The sequence below is a fragment of the Rickettsia endosymbiont of Halotydeus destructor genome (assembly GCF_049278075.1).
In the GTDB taxonomy this organism is placed as follows: domain Bacteria; phylum Pseudomonadota; class Alphaproteobacteria; order Rickettsiales; family Rickettsiaceae; genus Rickettsia.
This window is the reverse complement of record NZ_JAPNPB010000001.1, coordinates 215,549-232,721: the sequence shown is the minus strand read 5'-3', so window position 1 is coordinate 232,721 and position 17,173 is coordinate 215,549. Positions and strand designations below refer to the sequence as shown.

Sequence of the window (17,173 nt, the reverse complement as noted above, 5' to 3'; positions counted from 1 at the left end):
AGAAATTTTGTAATCAACTGATTTGAACTTAAAAGACACATTAAATAATATCTTATTATGACTAAATTTACCACCGAAGAAGTTAGAAGTAAATTTATAAGTTACTTTTCTCTAAATAATCATACTCATATGCCAGCGAGTTCCTTAATTCCTCACAATGACCCAAGTCTTATGTTTGTTAATTCCGGCATGGTTCAGTTTAAAAATGTTTTTACTGGCCAAGAAAAAAGGCCGTATAAAACAGCCGTAACCTCTCAGAAATCCCTGAGAGCCGGTGGTAAGCATAACGATCTTGAAAACGTCGGTTATACTGCAAGGCATCACACATTTTTTGAAATGCTTGGTAATTTTTCCTTCGGAGATTATTTTAAAGAACAAGCTATATATTATGCCTGGAATCTTTTAACAAAAGAGTTTGAATTACCTAAAGAGAAGCTATATGTAACGGTTTTTCATACTGACGATGAAGCAGCTTCATATTGGAAAAAAATAGCTAATTTAAGTGATGAGCGAATTATCAGAATTAAAACAAATGATAATTTTTGGTCGATGGGTGATACTGGCCCGTGTGGCCCGTGCTCCGAAATTTTTTATGATCACGGGGAAGAAGTAAAGGGCGGTTTGCCGGGTACTAAAGACGAAGACGGCGATCGTTTTATCGAGATCTGGAATATGGTATTTATGCAATATGAGCAGATAGATAAAGATACTAGGATTTCGCTACCTCAACAATCGATCGATACAGGAATGGGGCTTGAGCGGGTTACTGCGGTAATGCAAAATGTTCATAATAATTATGAGATAGATTTATTTAAAGAAATAATAAGCTTCACTGAAAATATAGCAAAAGTTAAAGTAGAAGGCGAAGCTAAGTTTTCTTACCGAGTAATTGCCGATCACTTACGAGCCAGCGCTTTTTTAATTGCCGATGGGATAATGCCCTCAAATGAAGGCAGAGGTTACGTTTTACGGCGGATTATGCGTAGAGCCATGAGGCATGCGCATATACTCGGCAGCAAAGAGCCTCTAATATATAAGTTATTGCCGAAATTAGTAGATTTAATGGGTGATGCTTACCCTGAACTTAGACGAGCAGAAGATTTTACCAGTAGTATTTTAGAGCAAGAAGAAATTAGATTTAAAACTACCCTGGAACGTGGCTTAAAATTACTTGATGAAGAAGTAAAAACATTAATAAGCGGTAGTAAATTATCGGGAGAAACAGCATTTAAGCTATACGATACTTACGGTTTCCCACTTGATCTAACCGAAGACATTCTGAAAAATAGGCAAATTTCAGTTGATCATGCAGGTTTTGACCAAAATATGCAGCAACAAAAAGAGCGTGCACGACAATCATGGCTAGGCTCCGGTGAATCTAAAACTGATCGGCTTTGGTTTGATATAAAAGAAGAATTCGGCAGCACCGAGTTTTTAGGTTATACGTTGAATGAAGCGGAAGCTACTGTAATTGCGTTAATAAAAAATAATTCGTTATTAGATAATAATAAGGAAATAGGTGAACGATTTTTATTGGTTAGCAATCAAACGCCTTTTTACGGTGAGTCGGGTGGCCAAATGGGCGATATAGGTCTTATTATTTCACAAAATAGTGAAATTCAAGTAATTAACACTTTAAAATATTTAGGTTCTATAATCGTTCACGAATGTATTTTAAAGAAAGGACAAATCAAACAAGGCGATACTGCTAATTTTACTATTGATATAAAATATCGACAAAATTTGAGAATTCATCATTCAGCTACTCATATCTTACATGCAGTATTACAGCAAATATTAGGAAAGCACGTAACGCAAAAAGGCTCATTAGTTGCGCCTGATTATTTACGTTTTGATATTAGTCATTCCAAGGCTATAACCGCTGAAGAACTAAATTTAATTGAAGATAAAGTAAATCAGATTATTAGAGATAACCATAAAGTAACTACTGCTTTAATGTCCAATGATGAAGCAATTAAACTCGGTGCAATGGCTTTATTTGGCGAAAAATACGATTCCGAAGTAAGAGTAGTCTCAGTAGGTGATAACTCTTTAGAGTTATGCGGAGGTACGCACGTAAAGCGAACTGGTGATATCGGTTGCTTTAAAATAGTTAGCGAAAGCGCTATAGCAGCAGGAGTACGAAGAATAGAAGCCGTCTGCGGAGAATTTGTTTTAAAGTTAATGAAAGATAATGATTTTTTCTTAAAGTCGTTAGAAAATATTTTACGAACCAACAGAAATGAGCTGATTAATAAAGTAAACAATATTCTTAACCGCACTAAAGAAGTAGAAAAAGAATTATTAAAAATGCAAGTTGCAGCCCTTGATTTAAGTATAGAGCAAATTTCTCAAGAAGCTACAGAAGTAGCAGAAATAAAATTACTTTATAAATTTGTTGAGAATTTAGATAATAAAATATTACGCCAAGCTGCTGAACAATTAACAATAAAATCCGAAAATTTGATAGCTATATATATTGCAAATTCTAACGGAAAATTATCCATTACCGTTGCGGTTAGTAAAAATATTAGCAATAGATTTAATGCCGGTAATATGGCAAAAGAACTTTCATTGTTTTTGGGAGGTACCGGCGGCGGTGGACAAGCAACTATTGCTCAAGCAGGCGGAAGTGATATAAGCAAATTAACAAATATAGTAGAAAAAATAAAGAGTTTAATTAAGGAGTAAAAGTGGGCGTGTTGCATGGATACTCAAACGTCATTGCGAGCGACTGCAAGGAGCGCGGCAATCTAGAAAATAATAAATCAGAGTATTTTTACTAGATTGCCACATCGATTCTTCGAATCTCTTTGCAATAACGGATTGAGACATTATAGAAATGATATTTTTACCACATTTAAGAGTTAGTAAAGTTATCTTGTTATATTTTAGTCTTTTAACTAATAAAATAATAATATATACTAATTTTCATAACTTTTAGTTAGGAACTCTATTGTTCGGGGCAATTGACTAAATAATTAATATACTAATAATAATACTATTTTAAAACTTAAGGAGTTTAATTATGACAATACAAAAAATCACACTAGCTTTTCTTGCTTTGTTCGTTCTTGCTGGCTGTAATACTACAAAAAAGGCTGTACAAAATGACGGTATGATGAGTCAAGGGGAAGAAACTTCTTTAACAAGAGATTTTGAAAAACATGCCGGTAATGCAGTATGGTTTGCTTATAATAGTTCTGCTTTATCTGAAAAAGCTAAAGAAGAATTAGAAAAACAAGCTTGCTGGTTATCTAGACACTCTCATGTAAAAGCTACCGTTGAAGGTCATTGCGATGACAGAGGTACTAGAGAATATAACATGGCGCTTGGCGAAAAAAGAGCAGCAGCAGCGCAAAAATTCTTAATTCAAAAAGGAGTTGAGCGTAGCAGAGTAAGCACTATATCTTACGGTAAAGATAGACCTGCTATGCCGGGCGATAACGAAGAAGCTTATGCTTATAATCGTAGAGCTGTAACTGTTGTACATCAATAAAATTTACAATATCTATTATCTTTAAGGAAAAGGTCGGACCTAAAATCCGACCTTTTTTATTTATCCTTTTGAATTTTGTAAGGCATTGTTGCATGGCTACTAAAATCGTCATTGCGAGGAGGCATTTATGCCAACGTGGCAATCTAGTTCTTGTCATGTTGAACTTGTTTCCGCCTCTCTATTCATGATGTGACTTAATTTTTTATTGCCACGTTCCTTTTAGTCACAGCATGTTGCATGGCTCAAATTTTTGATGTCATTCCCGTAAAAACGAGCATCCAGAAAATATTTAAGTAAATTATATAGCAAATTTTTTATATAATTTTGTTTATTTTAAGTGTTTCTCTAGATTGCCGCTTCGGGGCTACGCCCTTCCTCGCAATGACGAGTGGAGTTTGGGTTGTGGCGTTGAGTTTACGTCCCTTCTCGCAATGACGGTGTGTGTGTCAGCGTTTTCGATCCACACAATAATGCTACGCGGGAGCGACATACTGCTGCTTTTTTCGAGCCGTGCAATAAAGCCTTGAGTCATTTTAGCTTAAACGGTTGAAGGTATAGCCTTGCAAACACAAATGCAATCTAAAATAGTGTTATAAAGGCTCTCCCATTTCGGCTTGTATGTTACGGCGATTTTGGATACCACGGTTACCCTCAGGGTTAGAATTTTTCCTTACTTCTAATAAAGCTATCATTAAATATTTTAATTCCAGACTTGTTCCGTATAAAATCATATTTTGATAAAAATTAGTTTTTATCCCGACTAACTTATTACCGCCATTCCAATACATATCCTCTATCATTACTTGCTCATTAGCCTTAAGCTTACTCCATATTTCTTTATAAATTGTTTGAAGTTCTAAGCGATTATTAGCCTTAATGTAATTAAACAATAGCTGTGACTGTTCTTTAGTAATAGATTTTTCCCCTTCTTTAACCTGCTGAAACGAAATAGAAGAACCAAATATTTTGTACCAAATTTTTTCTGCATAAGAGGTATCCATATTAAAGCCGATTCCTATCGTATGATTTTTTTTAATATCTAAATATACGTATAATCGCTCCCCCTCGTTAGCTTTTATAAAACTTAATAAGATTGATTCATATATTTCTCTATCACACAATAAATTTAGTTTACTTAATCTAATTTTCAACTCTCTGACAAATCTAATATCCGCCACCATCTGTTTATCTTGCTCAACATATTATTAAGAAAATTAATAACATGTTTTTTAATAAGCACTAAGGGATGAAGAACTTTGGGACATGTATGGCTCGAAAATTACCAACAGCACCGTCATTGCGAGCGACCAAAGGGAATGCGGCAATCTAGAAATAATACTTTCCTGTCATCCTGAATTTATTTCAGGATCTCTTGAGTTAGATGCTGAAACAAGTTCAGCATGACAAAGACTAGATTGCCACGTCGGGACTACGTCCTTCCTCGACATGACGATTTTGGTATCCACGCAGGAAGAACAACAAAAACTAGATAGCTCTTATTCCTCCATGATAACAATCTAATTCAAAAGAATTCGAATGAAATCTTGTGCCGGTATCTAATGATACTACATTTATAATATTATCATGATTATCTATAGTTTTTAACATTGCAATAAGATGTTCTAAATATTTTTGAGATTTTTCTGATTCATCACCGCCGATTATTTGCACTCTTATTAACCCTTCTTCTATTAAGTTATTAGGGTTCATTTCTTTTATTAATTGATTTAACTGCTCTCTATTAGCATTTCGTGCTAGCGCTACTTTTCCTAGCGCAGCAGAAAAAAAACTACAGGCAATTTCGTCATTAAGTTCAGTTGTATAAAGCACTAAATTATCTGCTAGATCAGATATTTTATATTCTATAGATTTAACTTCGATTTTCATTATCTATAACCTTGTTGATAGTTCTTGATTATTCTTTTGTTGCTGCACGGTTTTGTTAACCGGCGTGGCAAGAGGCGGTTGTATTATGTTATCTTTAGGCTTTATAGCTTTGTTCTCTATTTGAGAAGTATTAGGATTAATTTGTTTAGGTTGTTGCGGTATAGCTTCTTTTTTTTGCTCAGTCTTAAAAACCTTTGATAAACGTTTTCCAAATTTTTTGAATCCATTTATAATTTTTCCCCTAGTACGATCTATGAAATCATCCATTCTTTCTAGCAAAGTTTTTTTATTAGGAAGAGATATATTTTCTTGAGATTTAGATAATGGCTCATTACTGTTATTTTTGTCAATTTCATCTTTTATTTCTGAACGTATTGCTGATAGCGGTTTAGTTTTATCTGCTAAGGATTCGACGGCTCTATTAGTTAAAGTTTTTTTCAGGTCCTTTTTTTTATCCTTATCAATATTTAATTCATTTACGTCATAATCTATAATACTTTTTAAAATATTTTTAACTAATTGAGGATGATTTTGTCGGATATCCTCTGCAGCTTTAGCAAATGGAGTTAGTATTGCGTTACTCTGCCACACTTCTGATGTATTATCAGGTTTAGTTTGGGGAGTATAATAATATTGTTGTATTACTTGTACTTGCTGTTGTTGAGCTAAAATCGGAGCTTTAATAGTTTTAGATTCGGTTAAATCAAATGCAAAATTTAACCTAGGAGTTAATGCTACAGTTAACGCTACTTGCCTTAAAGCAGTAGTTTTATCTTCCTTACCCGGAACCGCATGAACTAACTCAGCAGTCATAGGATCAAACACGATACCGGACGGTGCGCCTTTATCTCCTATATCTGCCGATTTAATATTAATAGTAGAATATTTATTTAATTCGTTCGTAACTTTCTTTATATTTGCATCTGATACTTCAAGTGATTGGGCGCTTCTATCACGCCCTCCAACTAAGTAAGCATTTAATTGTGTATTAGACGGAAATTTACTAAGCACGTCTTTATATATTGAGCTTGCATCGGTAAACTTGTCAACATGTGCTAAAGCTGTTTTTTTACTAATAGGATCATACAAAATTACCGCTACACATTGTTGAATATTATCAGTACCTATTTTTTCCTGATTAGAAAAACCGACCTCATGCTGTTCTACCCTAACCGCATCATAATCAACTTTCCCTTGTTGTAGTGAGTAAGCCGCCGAATATTGTTCAATAGCTTCATTATGATTATTCTGAACTCGATAAATTCCTCCTAACGCTAACCTTGCTTTTAACTCTATTTCTTGATCCCCCCTCTCTTGACTTGCCAATAAAATGTTTCTTTGTTCTCTTTTATATTGAGCTATAGTACCTTGCTCCTTATGTAAATTAGCAAGTTCTTTGTAAATATTCTCGATATTGTAATATTGTTTAGTTTCAAGAGAATAATTTATACTGTCTTGAAATTTTTGCACCGCCATATCGGGTTTATTAAGCTTTTGATAAGTACGTGCCATAACCGTATCAATATACGATAAAAAGCTATTATCTTTTTGTACCTCAGGAGTTTGTTCAGCTATTTTGAGTTGATCTAAAGCTTTTATATTGTCGCCTTTATTAAATAAATCTATTCCTTTATAGTATAGATTTACAGCTTCATTATAGGCTTTTCTGTCTTCTTCTTTTATAGGCTTCGGTGCTATATTACTATTATAGTCAGGAAAGCTTGAAGGCAAAGTAGCTAATTGCTTTAATATTTGTTCGGTACTCTCTGCTGCCGACCGCCCGTTGATTAACATAATGCCTTGGTTCTCTATAGATAAAATTTAACTTATTATTAGCATACTATAATGACAATACAATTAAAATTTATATTAACATCAAAGATGCTTTACCTCTCCTTAATTCCCCTATACTCTCGCAAAACATGACCGGTGTAAAGTTGCCTTGGTCTACTAATTTTTTGCTCCGGATCTTCGTGCATTTCTTTCCACTGAGCCATCCAGCCAACGGTTCTAGCTATGGCAAAGAGTACAGTAAACATTTGTGACGGTATACCCATAGCCTGATAAATAATACCTGAATAAAAATCAACATTCGGATATAATTTATGTTCAATAAAATATTGATCTTTAAGAGCAATACTTTCAAGCTCTATAGCAATTTGTAACAATGGGTTATTTTTCAACTGCCCTAACTCGTTTAATACCTCTTTACAAGTTTCTTTAAGAACCGCCGCGCGTGGATCGTAATTTTTATATACCCGGTGACCGAAACCCATTAGCCTAAAAGGATCGTTTTTATCTTTAGCTTTAGCAATAAATTTTGGAATATTCTCGGGCGTACCAATCTCTTTCAGCATATTTATAACTGCCTCATTAGCACCACCATGTGCAGGCCCCCATAGAGAAGCAATACCAGTACTAATGCAAGCAAAAGGATTAGCCCCAGATGAACCGGCTAGCCGCACGGTCGAAGTGGAAGCATTTTGCTCATGATCGGCATGTAGAATAAATATTTTGTTAAGAGCATTTTTTATTACTGGATTTACCTGATATTTTTCACAGGGAGTGGCAAACATCATATATAAAAAATTTTCGGTAAAATCTAAACTATCGTTAGGATAAATGAATGGCTGTCCTATGGAATATTTATAAGACATTGCAGCAATTGTCGGTATTTTGGCAATCATCCTGATAGCGGTTAGTTCGTAATCGGTACTTTTAAAATTTAATAGCTCCGGATAAAAACCTGAAAGCGAACCGACAGCTGCAAGCATAATAGCCATCGGATGAGCAGAACTGCAAAATGTCGGAAATAAATTTCTCAACCGCTCATTAAGCAGCGAATGATGAGTAATTTGTTTATTAAAATTGTCATATTGCTCTTTATTCGGTAACTCTCCGTTAATTAATAAATAAGCTACTTCTAAAAACTCGCTTTGTTCGGCTAAGATTTTAATGTCATAACCACGATGCCGGAGTATTCCAAGGTCACCGTCTATGTAAGTTATGGTCGACTGACAAGAAGCTGTTGACATAAAGCCAGGATCGTAAGTAAAATAACCAGTTTCGGCATAAATCTTACTAACGTCAATGACGTCTTCCCCAATACTAGCTTTTTTTATGGGTAACTTAAATATTTTATCTTTGATTTTTAATTCCGCAAATTCTGAAGTCTTGTCATTCTCATTAACCATATGGATATACCTTTGTATTTTTTATAGAGTGTCTTTAAAAAAGCTTGATATCTCGTACTTTTGTACGCTCCGCAAGGGCGTCTTTAAATTTATCCTGTCTAAACCTTTCTGAATTTAGCTGTATATTAAAAGTATAACTCCAGTTTAGGAAAATTAGAAAATAAATTATAGTTTTTGTAAAAAATTTTTCAGAATTGGATAAATTTATTTAAAGCTTTTTTAACTATTCCATTTAAAGTATCTCCATGTTGTAACGCATATAAACTTGCTTCTTTATGCAGCTCAGGTTCAATTCTAACATTAAAACTACCTTTAAATGGCTTATCAGATGTTTTACCAACTGTACTACAATCTTCTAAATAACTATCTACCGCTTCATGAAAAGATAATATTAAAGATTTGGCATCAGAAGCCTCATAGCTTATCAAATCTCTTATAAATTCTATTTTACCAAAAAATAACTCTTCTGAAGAATCAAAATGTACTGATCCTAGATAACCTTTATAACTTATAAAATCGTTTCTTATCATATTAATCCTTCTTCTTCTAATTTTTTAATTATTTGTTCAATTAAATAAAGCTTTATAATTGGTTCGGGATGAGGTTTGTGTAAGTTAATAATTAATCCTGTTTTCTTATTATAAAATTTTCTTCTAGAACCCCCGGTTTTTCCTCTTGTAATTTCTTCAAAATTTAAGTTACCGAATAATCTAGCTAATTCAGCCCATGTAAAATCCTTAGGTTTTGATTTTAATCTTTTAAGAAGCTTATCTATTGAACTCAACTTAATATTCTTTCTAATTAAAATCCTAGTATAACATACTTATTGATATATGTAACTAAAATTAGTTACATATATCACACTAAATTTTTATTCGCAAGATACTCCTTAATCTTCAGCAAATCATACCAAGAAGTACGTTTTTGCATAGGTTGCCGTAGTAAGTAAGCAGGGTGGAATATAGCCGTGGTTTGGATAGGCGCAGTTAAATATTTGTTAGTGTAAGAATAATATTCTTGCCTAATTTTGGTAATACCGGCGTTTTTACCGAGTAAGCTAGTTGCGGCAGTACTACCGACTAGAATAATTAGCTTCGGATTAATCAGCGCAATATGTTTCTCGACAAATGGCCGACAAATATCAACTTCCTCAAGGGTCGGTTGACGATTAGCGGGCGGGCGCCAAAATACTGTATTAGTGATATAAGCGTTATCTTTTCTTGAAACTCCGATAGCCAGCAACATATTATCAAGTAAATTTCCGCTTTCGCCGCAAAAAGGTATACCTTTCAAATCTTCATTATTACCTGGAGCCTCGCCTATTAGCATTATCGGCGCTTTGGGGTTGCCGTCGCCAAATACCGTATTATTAGCCAGCTTCTTTAAATCACAGCCATTAAAATTTAGTAGCGATTCTTTTAGTTCTGCTATATTATTAGCTTTGTCAGCAAGTGATCTTGCCAAGCTAATATTAGAATTTTCTTCAAATAACGGGTTAACAATTACTGTACTTTTTTTCATAACTTCAACTTTAGAATTTTCTAGTTCTGTTTGATTTATTACTTTATTTATTTCTATTTCTTTTATTGACTCTGAGCAATAATATTCTATACCGATTGCTCGCAACCATTTAAGTTGGTTGTTTTTTTGTAATAAATAATCCATTTTATGTTTTAATATATAATTGTTACTATGATAAAATACCATGTGCCGCCTGAACTAAACGGCTTTAGACTTGATAAAGCCATAATTGCCCTTTTTGATACAAATTCTTCGAAGCAAAAGAGTATCTCGAGAAGTCAAATTCAGAAGGCAATCAAAGCTTCCTGCGTACACATTAATGAAATAATTATTTCCGATTCCAACGTTTCGGTCAAGGAGAATGATGTTATATTATTTTCCCTGAAAGAGCCGGAACCGGTAACAATGAAAGCTGCTAACCTCAAGCTTGATATAGTGTATGAGGATGAAGACTTAATCGTAATCAATAAAGCTGCAGGTATGACGGTACACCCGGGGGCTGGTCATTACCAGGATACCCTTGTTAATGCTTTACTCTATCATACTAAAGTTTTATCTGATATCGGTTCGCCTGAAAGACCCGGTATAGTGCATCGCTTAGATAAAGATACTTCCGGCTTAATGGTCGTTGCTAAAAATAATTTTGCTCATATGACACTTGCAAATCAAATAGAGAAACGTCAGGTAATACGCAAATATAAAGCATTAATATGGGGAGTAATTAATCCATTAGAGGGAATTATTAAAAATAATATTGGTCGTAGCCGCATAGATCGCCAAAAAATGACCATATTAAAATATGGCGGTAAGGAAGCGGTAACGAGTTACAAAACAATAGAGTTGTTTTTTAACAGTACAATTAGCATGATCGAGTGCAAACTTAGCACAGGTAGAACTCATCAAATTCGGGTACAGCTAAGTCACTTAAAGCATTCAGTGGTTGGTGATCAGATATACGGCAATAATGATAGAAAAGTAAATTATAGCTCGTCCGATTTAAAAGCGAAATTAATTAATTTTAAACGCCAGGCCTTGCACTCGTGGTATTTAAGCTTTACTCATCCTGTGAGTGGTGAACTTATGGAATTTTCTTGTGATCTGCCAGAAGATATGAAAGAAATTATAGAATGATTATAGTACCTTCAATGTCATTCTCGCGAAAGCGGGAATCTAGAAAAAATACTTTTAAAACCATCCAGAATTTATCTCAGTGCTTATTAAAAAAGATACTAAAACAAGTTCAGCATGACTTTAAACTGGATTCCCGCCTTCGCGGGAATGACAAAAGAAGCATGGATGACAGGAAGGGCATTTTAACAAATACCGCTTTATGACCATGTCCATACAACAATGTCTTAATAAAGCGGCTTATAAATTACAAAAAATCGGGATTAATTCACCGCAGTTGGAAGCAAGAATTTTGCTGCAATATGTTATAGGCAAGCCGCTTGAATATTTACTTACGCATGCGGATGAACAATTAATTAAAGCATCATTAGAAGCTTTTAAAAAACTGTTAGAAAGAAGATTAAAACACGAGCCGATAGCGTATATTACAGGTTTTAAAGAATTTTACTCGCGTGAATTTATCGTTACTAAGCATGTGTTAATCCCGCGTGCGGATACGGAGCTGTTAGTAGATATTGCAATTCAGTGTCATTCCCGCCTCTCTCAATGTCATTCCCGCGAAAGCAGGAATCCAGAAAAAACGCACCTAGATTCCGTGGTCAAGCCACGGAATGACAATATACTAGAACTCGGCACTGGTAGCGGCTGTATTGCTATCACTTTATTGCTTGAACTTCCAAACAGTACGGTAGTTGCAACCGATATAAGTCTTGATGCTATAGGCGTTGCTAAAAATAATGCTCTAAAGCATCAAGTAAGTAATCGTATAAAAATAATTCATAGCGACTGGTTCGAAAATATAGAAGACGAAAAATTTGATTTTATTGTTAGTAACCCGCCATATATATCGAACACCGAAAAATCAGAGATGGCAGTTGAGACAATTAATTACGAACCGCATCCTGCATTATTTGCCGAGCAAGAAGGATTACAGGCTTATTATATAATCGCACAGAATGCTAAAAGGTTTTTAAAGCGAAGTGGTAAGTTGATAATAGAAATCGGCTATCTTCAAGCTGAAGTGGTAAGTAAAATCTTCATTGATTATGGTTATATTATCGATCATGTTTGTAAGGATTTACAAGGACACTCAAGAGTACTCGTGATATCTTATCCTAATTTAAATCGGTCTTATGCGAGGCGAATCGGTAAAAGCTTGTCATCTTTGCAACAAAATTTATTAGATACAGAATTACCGAAACATCTATTTTCTCCTGAAAAAATTAAATCTGAGAAACGTAAGATATTTTTAGAAATAGGCTTTGGCATGGGCGAGCATTTTATCCATCAAGCTAAAAATAATCCAGAAGCGCTTTTTATCGGTGCGGAAGTATATTTAAATGGCGTAGCAAATGCTTTGAAATTAGCGCAAGAACAAAATGTAACAAATTTCTTACTTTGGCCGAATAATTTAGATTTAATATTATACAAATTACCTAATAAAATATTAGAGGGAATTTATATTTTATTTCCCGATCCATGGCCTAAAAATAAACAAAAAAAGAAACGTATTTTGAATAAGGAACGGCTAAATATTTTACAAAGTAAATTAAAAACCAATGGGAGTTTTGTATTTGCTTCAGATATTGAGGATTATTTTAATGAAACCCTTAAGCTAATTCAACAAAATCCTAATTTCAAAATTATCAATAGCGATTACTCTCAACCACACGATAATTATATAATAACCAAATATCACCAAAAAGCTATTAATGAAGGCAGAAAGGCAAAGTTTATAAAAGCTACAGTAAGTCTATAGTAAAGAGTATGTACAAAAGATTTTAAATCAGCACTTGAACCGCAAAGAATAAACTGAAGAGATTTATTTGATTCTATTAAGTGATGAACCTCATCAAGAAGCAGTGGCACTTTTTGCACTTCATCGATAATAGTAGATAGCTCTTTTTGAGCATTAATTTCCTACCTCAATCGCTTTGGATGCTGAAAATAAATTTGATATATCTGCTTGCAATAAATCTATATAAAGCGCTTTTGGAAAGTGTTTGCCGAAAAATTCCCTTTCGATTGGCATAAAGCAATTGCGAGGCATTGCCCGCGTGGATATCCCAAACGTCATTGTGAACGACTGAAAGAAGCACGGCAATCTTATAAAGTTAACTAGATTGCTTCGCTTCGCTCGCAGTGACGGGACGGGTTGTCTTAGATTGCCACGTTGATGCTTCGCATCTCCTTGCAATGACGGGGTAAGGTCGATCCACGCCGGCAACGCTGTACTAATCTCGTTTAAAAGTTTGATATATCACCGGAATAACAAAAATAGTAAATATAGTCCCGATGCTCATACCTCCGACAATTACGAGACCGATGGAGTTGCGAGCTGCTGCCCCTGCGCCGGAAGCAGTTACTAGCGGTACGGCTCCTACTATTGCGGCAAGCGTTGTCATTAATATGGGGCGCAGTCGAAGGCTACAGGATTTAACTATAGCTTCTCTTACATTTGCACCTTTTTCTTTTAGCTGATTTGCAAATTCTACTATCATAATAGAATTTTTAGTAACAAGCCCGACCAAAGTAATAAGCCCGATATTACTATACATATTAAGGCTATTACCGCACACCCAAAGGGTTAACACTCCACCTGTTATTGAGAAAGGTACAGCCAGTAATATTAATAAAGGATCAACAAAGCTTTCAAATTGTGCAGAGAGTACTAAATAGATGAATATTAATGCAAACAGGAAAGTCATAAGCATATTACCGTCCGACTCGTTCATTTGTTTAATCTCACCTATATATTCAAGTATTGTCGTGCTAGGGTCGAGTAGCTTATCACCGATATTATTGATTTCTTTTATCGCATCGCCGATTTTCTGGCCGGGAGCTAAGTCTGAGGAAATAGTAACTGCTTTTGAATTGTTATAGTGCCCATATGATTTTACCGATACCTTTTCCGTCATCTTAGCTACTACTTCAAGCGGCAGCATAGTATTATTTTTTGCTGGAACTAGAATTTTACTAAAATCGTTAATATTACTACGATCTTTTAAATTATACTGCAGCATTACATCATATAAATCGTTGCCCATTCTAAAATCGCCTATTTGCTGACCGGCTAGTAAATATTGTACGGTTCTTCCTATATTGCCCATACTCATCCCATATAAATATGCTTTATCACGATCAATATCGATGTTAATTGTTGGCATTGCGGATTGTAAATCACGGTTTACGTTGGAAAAGATCGGATTTGCTTTCATCAAATCAACAAATTTATCGGATAATTTATCTAAATCGTCATACTCAAGAGAGGTTTGAATTGTAAACTCGATAGGACTCTTGGCATTATTACTAACCATTGATCGTGGATCCATGGCAAAAATCGACATGCCAGGTATTTGGGCAAATTGCGCATTAAGCATATTCTTAATAGTCTCTTGTGAGCGTGTCCTTTCACTCCAATCCTTAAGAGGCACAAAAGCAAAAACGCTATCGCTACCGTTATAACCGACCACCATTAGATAGCCGAGTATTTCCTTATAATTTGCAAGTATTTTTTCGGCTTCTTTGGTTACCGCTGTCGATTGTTCAATACTCGACCCTTCAGGACCGGTAAAAGAAAGCTGTAAAAATCCGTCATCTTCTTGAGGTACAAAAACTTTTTGCACAAATTTACCGCTAATTATTAGCACTATAAAAGATGAGGCAATAACCAGCAAAAATTTCTTTTTATTATCAAAGACAAGATTTAAAAAATAAAGATATTTACTTTGTACAAATTGTAGAAGTTCATTAAATTTAGCTAGAAATTTTGGTAATGGCTTATCATGTTTTTTGATCATACGGCTCGCCATCATCGGTGTTAATGTCAGCGCAACAAAGCCCGAAAGTAAAACACAAAATGCTAAAGTCCAGGCAAATTCGATAAATAATTTGCCAACAAAACCTTCAATAAAGCCGATAGGTAAAAATACAGCGGCAAGGGTTATAGTCATCGCAATAATTGCAAACCCAATTTCTTTGGAAGCAAGAAAAGCTGCCTCCATTGGGGGATGTCCCATTTCGTTATACCTAAAAATATTCTCAAGCATAACAATTGCATCATCTACCACCAAGCCGATAGCTAAAATCATCGCAAGAAGAGTGAAGATATTAATGGAAAACCCCATTGCATACATAACGCTAAAAGTCCCGACTAACGACACCGGAATCGTTACAAACGGAATTAAAGTAATCCTAGCCGAGGCTAGAAACAAATAAGTAACTAAAATTACTAATATTAATGCTTCAAAAATAGTATGAAACACCGCATCGACCGAAGCATTAACCGGCGTTGCACCGTCATATGCAACAGTAACATTTATACCTTTCGGTAATGATGCTTTGATTTGGTCTAAAACCCCTCTGACTTCATTTGATAAATCTATAATATTAGCTTTTGACTCTTTTATAAGACCAAGAGCTATAGAACTTTTGCCGTTATATCTAAAAATTACGTCCTGATCGGGTGAACCTAAATATACTTTGGCGACGTCTCTTAATTTTATTACGCCATTATCTCTAGTTTTTAGTATAATATTACCGAATTCTTCCGGTTTTGTTAAAGATCCCGCAAGAGTTACAATAAAATTATTGATACCCGTCTTGATTACTCCCGCCGGGTAATCTTTATTTTGTTCGGTAATAGCCGTTTCAATTTCCAAAGGAGAAATTTTATATTGATATAATTTTTTAGCATCAGGTTCTATTTTCATTATATAATCGTTTCCGCCATATACATTTGACTGCCCGACTGTTTCAAGTTTATCTAGAGGGGTTTGTAAACTATCTTCAACAATTTTCGTTAACTCCAAATCATTATACTGATCGCTTTCAACACTTAAAAAAAGACTTGGAAAACTATCAGCATCAAGTTTCGCTACCGACGGAGCTTTCATATCTTTAGGAAACATATAAGTTATGTCCGATACTTTGGAACGCACATCGTTTAACGCTACTTCAATATCGGTAGATAAAAGAAAGGATAATGTTATATTACTTTGGCCCGTTGAACTTTGGGAGGTTATAAAATCAAGATTTTTTACTGTTTTTAAAGCTTTCTCGATACGGGTAGTAATTTCTTTCTCCATATATAAGGCATCAGCCCCTGCGTAAAGCGCTGTGACGTTAATAACCGGTACGGAAATATCCGGCGTGCCTCTAATTTGCAGCTTGGTAAAAAACACTGCTCCGAGTGTTATGATAATTAAGCTTAAAACCGTTGCAAATACGGGACGCTTTATACAAATTTCAGATAATAGCATTTATATAACCATTGGGATTACTTTAATCAGATTAGAGGTAGGAATAATACTTAAAATAAAATTTAATTCTCGAAATCATTTAGGTACGAAATATCTTACTTCCGATTATATGTTTCAATCAAAATTATTCAATTACATTTAGCTTAAAAGCCGAAATTGATGTAAAATGGTTACATTTTTTATGAAATTACATAATAAACGATAATATTTAAACTCTTCAAATAACTCTAGTTTGCAGTCAATTAATGGTTTGTTATAATCATTTTTATACGTTGAAAATAAAAATATCTATTGATGTATATTATAGCTAGTTGTATATATATCATTAGTACTTAAGATTTAACACTAAACGGGAGTTAATTTCATTATGAATAAAGCAGAATTAATTAATTTAATGGTTGATCTAGGTCATTCCAAAACAGATAAATCATTAACTAAAGCTGAGGCTGAAAGAGCACTTGACTTGGTTACTAGAAGCATTCTTAAAGCAATTGAGCAGGGCAAAGGCGTAAGCTTAATAGGTTTCGGTTCATTCGAGGTTCAACATAGAGCAGCAAGAGATGGCCGCAATCCGAAAACTGGTGAGAAAATGCGTATCGCTGCTTATAAGCAACCTGTTTTTAAGGCCGGTAGCAAAATGAAAGAAGCAAGTAATTCTTAAAAGCAAGATGTCAATCGTGATT

General features: G+C 34.5%; 14 protein-coding genes and 1 pseudogene. 6 read left to right on the top strand and 9 right to left on the bottom strand.

Annotated elements, in window-relative coordinates:
- Nucleotides 1-57 precede the first annotated feature (57 nt).
- The gene (alaS, locus tag OTR29_RS01055) at nt 58-2,691 is read left to right on the top strand and encodes an alanine--tRNA ligase (RefSeq protein WP_422228814.1); all 2,634 of its coding nucleotides are present in this window, start codon (nt 58-60) and stop codon (nt 2,689-2,691) included.
- Nucleotides 2,692-3,028: 337 nt separating this feature from the next.
- Nucleotides 3,029-3,499: a peptidoglycan-associated lipoprotein Pal gene (gene pal / locus OTR29_RS01050; RefSeq protein WP_422228813.1), complete on the top strand. Its 471-nt coding sequence runs from the start codon at nt 3,029-3,031 to the stop codon at nt 3,497-3,499.
- A gap of 590 nt (nt 3,500-4,089) precedes the next feature.
- Here the strand turns inward: pal and OTR29_RS01045 are convergent.
- Entirely contained in the window at nt 4,090-4,680 is a 591-nt protein-coding gene (locus OTR29_RS01045) for a hypothetical protein (protein ID WP_422228812.1), read from the bottom strand.
- Between the two features lie 82 nt (nt 4,681-4,762).
- On the opposite strand from OTR29_RS01045, the gene OTR29_RS01040 reads away from it, so the two are divergent.
- Nucleotides 4,763-4,903, top strand: a complete 141-nt coding sequence (locus OTR29_RS01040) for a hypothetical protein (RefSeq protein ID WP_422228811.1) — start codon at nt 4,763-4,765, stop codon at nt 4,901-4,903.
- Between the two features lie 81 nt (nt 4,904-4,984).
- On the opposite strand, the gene OTR29_RS01035 is transcribed toward OTR29_RS01040, so the two are convergent.
- The 6 genes and pseudogenes from OTR29_RS01035 to OTR29_RS01010 form a co-directional block, all read right to left on the bottom strand.
- On the bottom strand, nt 4,985-5,386 hold the full coding sequence (locus tag OTR29_RS01035) for a hypothetical protein (RefSeq protein ID WP_422228810.1): 402 nt from the start codon (nt 5,384-5,386) through the stop codon (nt 4,985-4,987).
- Nucleotides 5,387-6,190: 804 nt separating this feature from the next.
- Nucleotides 6,191-6,682 (bottom strand): annotated as a pseudogene (locus OTR29_RS01030) (hypothetical protein); the annotation flags it as partial.
- A 590-nt stretch (nt 6,683-7,272) separates the two neighbouring features.
- Nucleotides 7,273-8,580: a citrate synthase gene (locus OTR29_RS01025; protein WP_422228809.1), complete on the bottom strand. Its 1,308-nt coding sequence runs from the start codon at nt 8,578-8,580 to the stop codon at nt 7,273-7,275.
- Between the two features lie 188 nt (nt 8,581-8,768).
- A complete protein-coding gene (locus OTR29_RS01020; RefSeq protein WP_422228808.1) occupies nt 8,769-9,110 on the bottom strand; it encodes a type II toxin-antitoxin system HicB family antitoxin in 342 nt (113 codons plus the stop codon).
- Nucleotides 9,107-9,364, bottom strand: coding sequence for a type II toxin-antitoxin system HicA family toxin (locus OTR29_RS01015; protein WP_422228807.1), 258 nt, complete (start codon nt 9,362-9,364; stop codon nt 9,107-9,109). Before OTR29_RS01015 ends, OTR29_RS01020 begins: the two co-directional genes overlap by 4 nt.
- Nucleotides 9,365-9,438: 74 nt before the next feature.
- Nucleotides 9,439-10,245: a uracil-DNA glycosylase family protein gene (locus tag OTR29_RS01010; protein ID WP_422229055.1), complete on the bottom strand. Its 807-nt coding sequence runs from the start codon at nt 10,243-10,245 to the stop codon at nt 9,439-9,441.
- Nucleotides 10,246-10,272: 27 nt separating this feature from the next.
- Between OTR29_RS01010 and OTR29_RS01005 the strand changes: the two genes are divergently transcribed.
- Both OTR29_RS01005 and trmB read left to right on the top strand, forming a co-directional pair.
- Nucleotides 10,273-11,232, top strand: a complete 960-nt coding sequence (locus tag OTR29_RS01005; RefSeq protein WP_422228806.1) for an RluA family pseudouridine synthase — start codon at nt 10,273-10,275, stop codon at nt 11,230-11,232.
- Between the two features lie 199 nt (nt 11,233-11,431).
- Nucleotides 11,432-12,988: a bifunctional peptide chain release factor N(5)-glutamine methyltransferase PrmC/tRNA (guanosine(46)-N7)-methyltransferase TrmB gene (gene trmB / locus OTR29_RS01000; protein ID WP_422228805.1), complete on the top strand. Its 1,557-nt coding sequence runs from the start codon at nt 11,432-11,434 to the stop codon at nt 12,986-12,988.
- Here the strand turns inward: trmB and OTR29_RS00995 are convergent.
- On the bottom strand, nt 12,925-13,098 hold the full coding sequence (locus OTR29_RS00995) for a hypothetical protein (protein WP_422229054.1): 174 nt from the start codon (nt 13,096-13,098) through the stop codon (nt 12,925-12,927). The two genes, trmB and OTR29_RS00995, sit on opposite strands and share 64 nt — an antisense overlap.
- 365 nt (nt 13,099-13,463) lie before the next feature.
- Entirely contained in the window at nt 13,464-16,490 is a 3,027-nt protein-coding gene (locus OTR29_RS00990; protein WP_422228804.1) for an efflux RND transporter permease subunit, read from the bottom strand.
- Nucleotides 16,491-16,857: 367 nt separating this feature from the next.
- Between OTR29_RS00990 and OTR29_RS00985 the strand changes: the two genes are divergently transcribed.
- Nucleotides 16,858-17,151, top strand: coding sequence for an HU family DNA-binding protein (locus tag OTR29_RS00985; protein ID WP_422228803.1), 294 nt, complete (start codon nt 16,858-16,860; stop codon nt 17,149-17,151).
- Nucleotides 17,152-17,173: the final 22 nt, after the last annotated feature.

Coding starts and splice junctions, on each gene's coding strand:
- alaS (WP_422228814.1), top strand. CDS start 58: ATGACTAAATTTACCACCGAAGAAGTTAGAAGTAAATTTATAAGTTAC.
- pal (WP_422228813.1), top strand. CDS start 3,029: ATGACAATACAAAAAATCACACTAGCTTTTCTTGCTTTGTTCGTTCTT.
- OTR29_RS01045 (WP_422228812.1), bottom strand. CDS start 4,680: ATGGTGGCGGATATTAGATTTGTCAGAGAGTTGAAAATTAGATTAAGT.
- OTR29_RS01040 (WP_422228811.1), top strand. CDS start 4,763: ATGTATGGCTCGAAAATTACCAACAGCACCGTCATTGCGAGCGACCAA.
- OTR29_RS01035 (WP_422228810.1), bottom strand. CDS start 5,386: ATGAAAATCGAAGTTAAATCTATAGAATATAAAATATCTGATCTAGCA.
- OTR29_RS01025 (WP_422228809.1), bottom strand. CDS start 8,580: ATGGTTAATGAGAATGACAAGACTTCAGAATTTGCGGAATTAAAAATC.
- OTR29_RS01020 (WP_422228808.1), bottom strand. CDS start 9,110: ATGATAAGAAACGATTTTATAAGTTATAAAGGTTATCTAGGATCAGTA.
- OTR29_RS01010 (WP_422229055.1), bottom strand. CDS start 10,245: ATGGATTATTTATTACAAAAAAACAACCAACTTAAATGGTTGCGAGCA.
- OTR29_RS01005 (WP_422228806.1), top strand. CDS start 10,273: ATGATAAAATACCATGTGCCGCCTGAACTAAACGGCTTTAGACTTGAT.
- trmB (WP_422228805.1), top strand. CDS start 11,432: ATGACCATGTCCATACAACAATGTCTTAATAAAGCGGCTTATAAATTA.
- OTR29_RS00990 (WP_422228804.1), bottom strand. CDS start 16,490: ATGCTATTATCTGAAATTTGTATAAAGCGTCCCGTATTTGCAACGGTT.
- OTR29_RS00985 (WP_422228803.1), top strand. CDS start 16,858: ATGAATAAAGCAGAATTAATTAATTTAATGGTTGATCTAGGTCATTCC.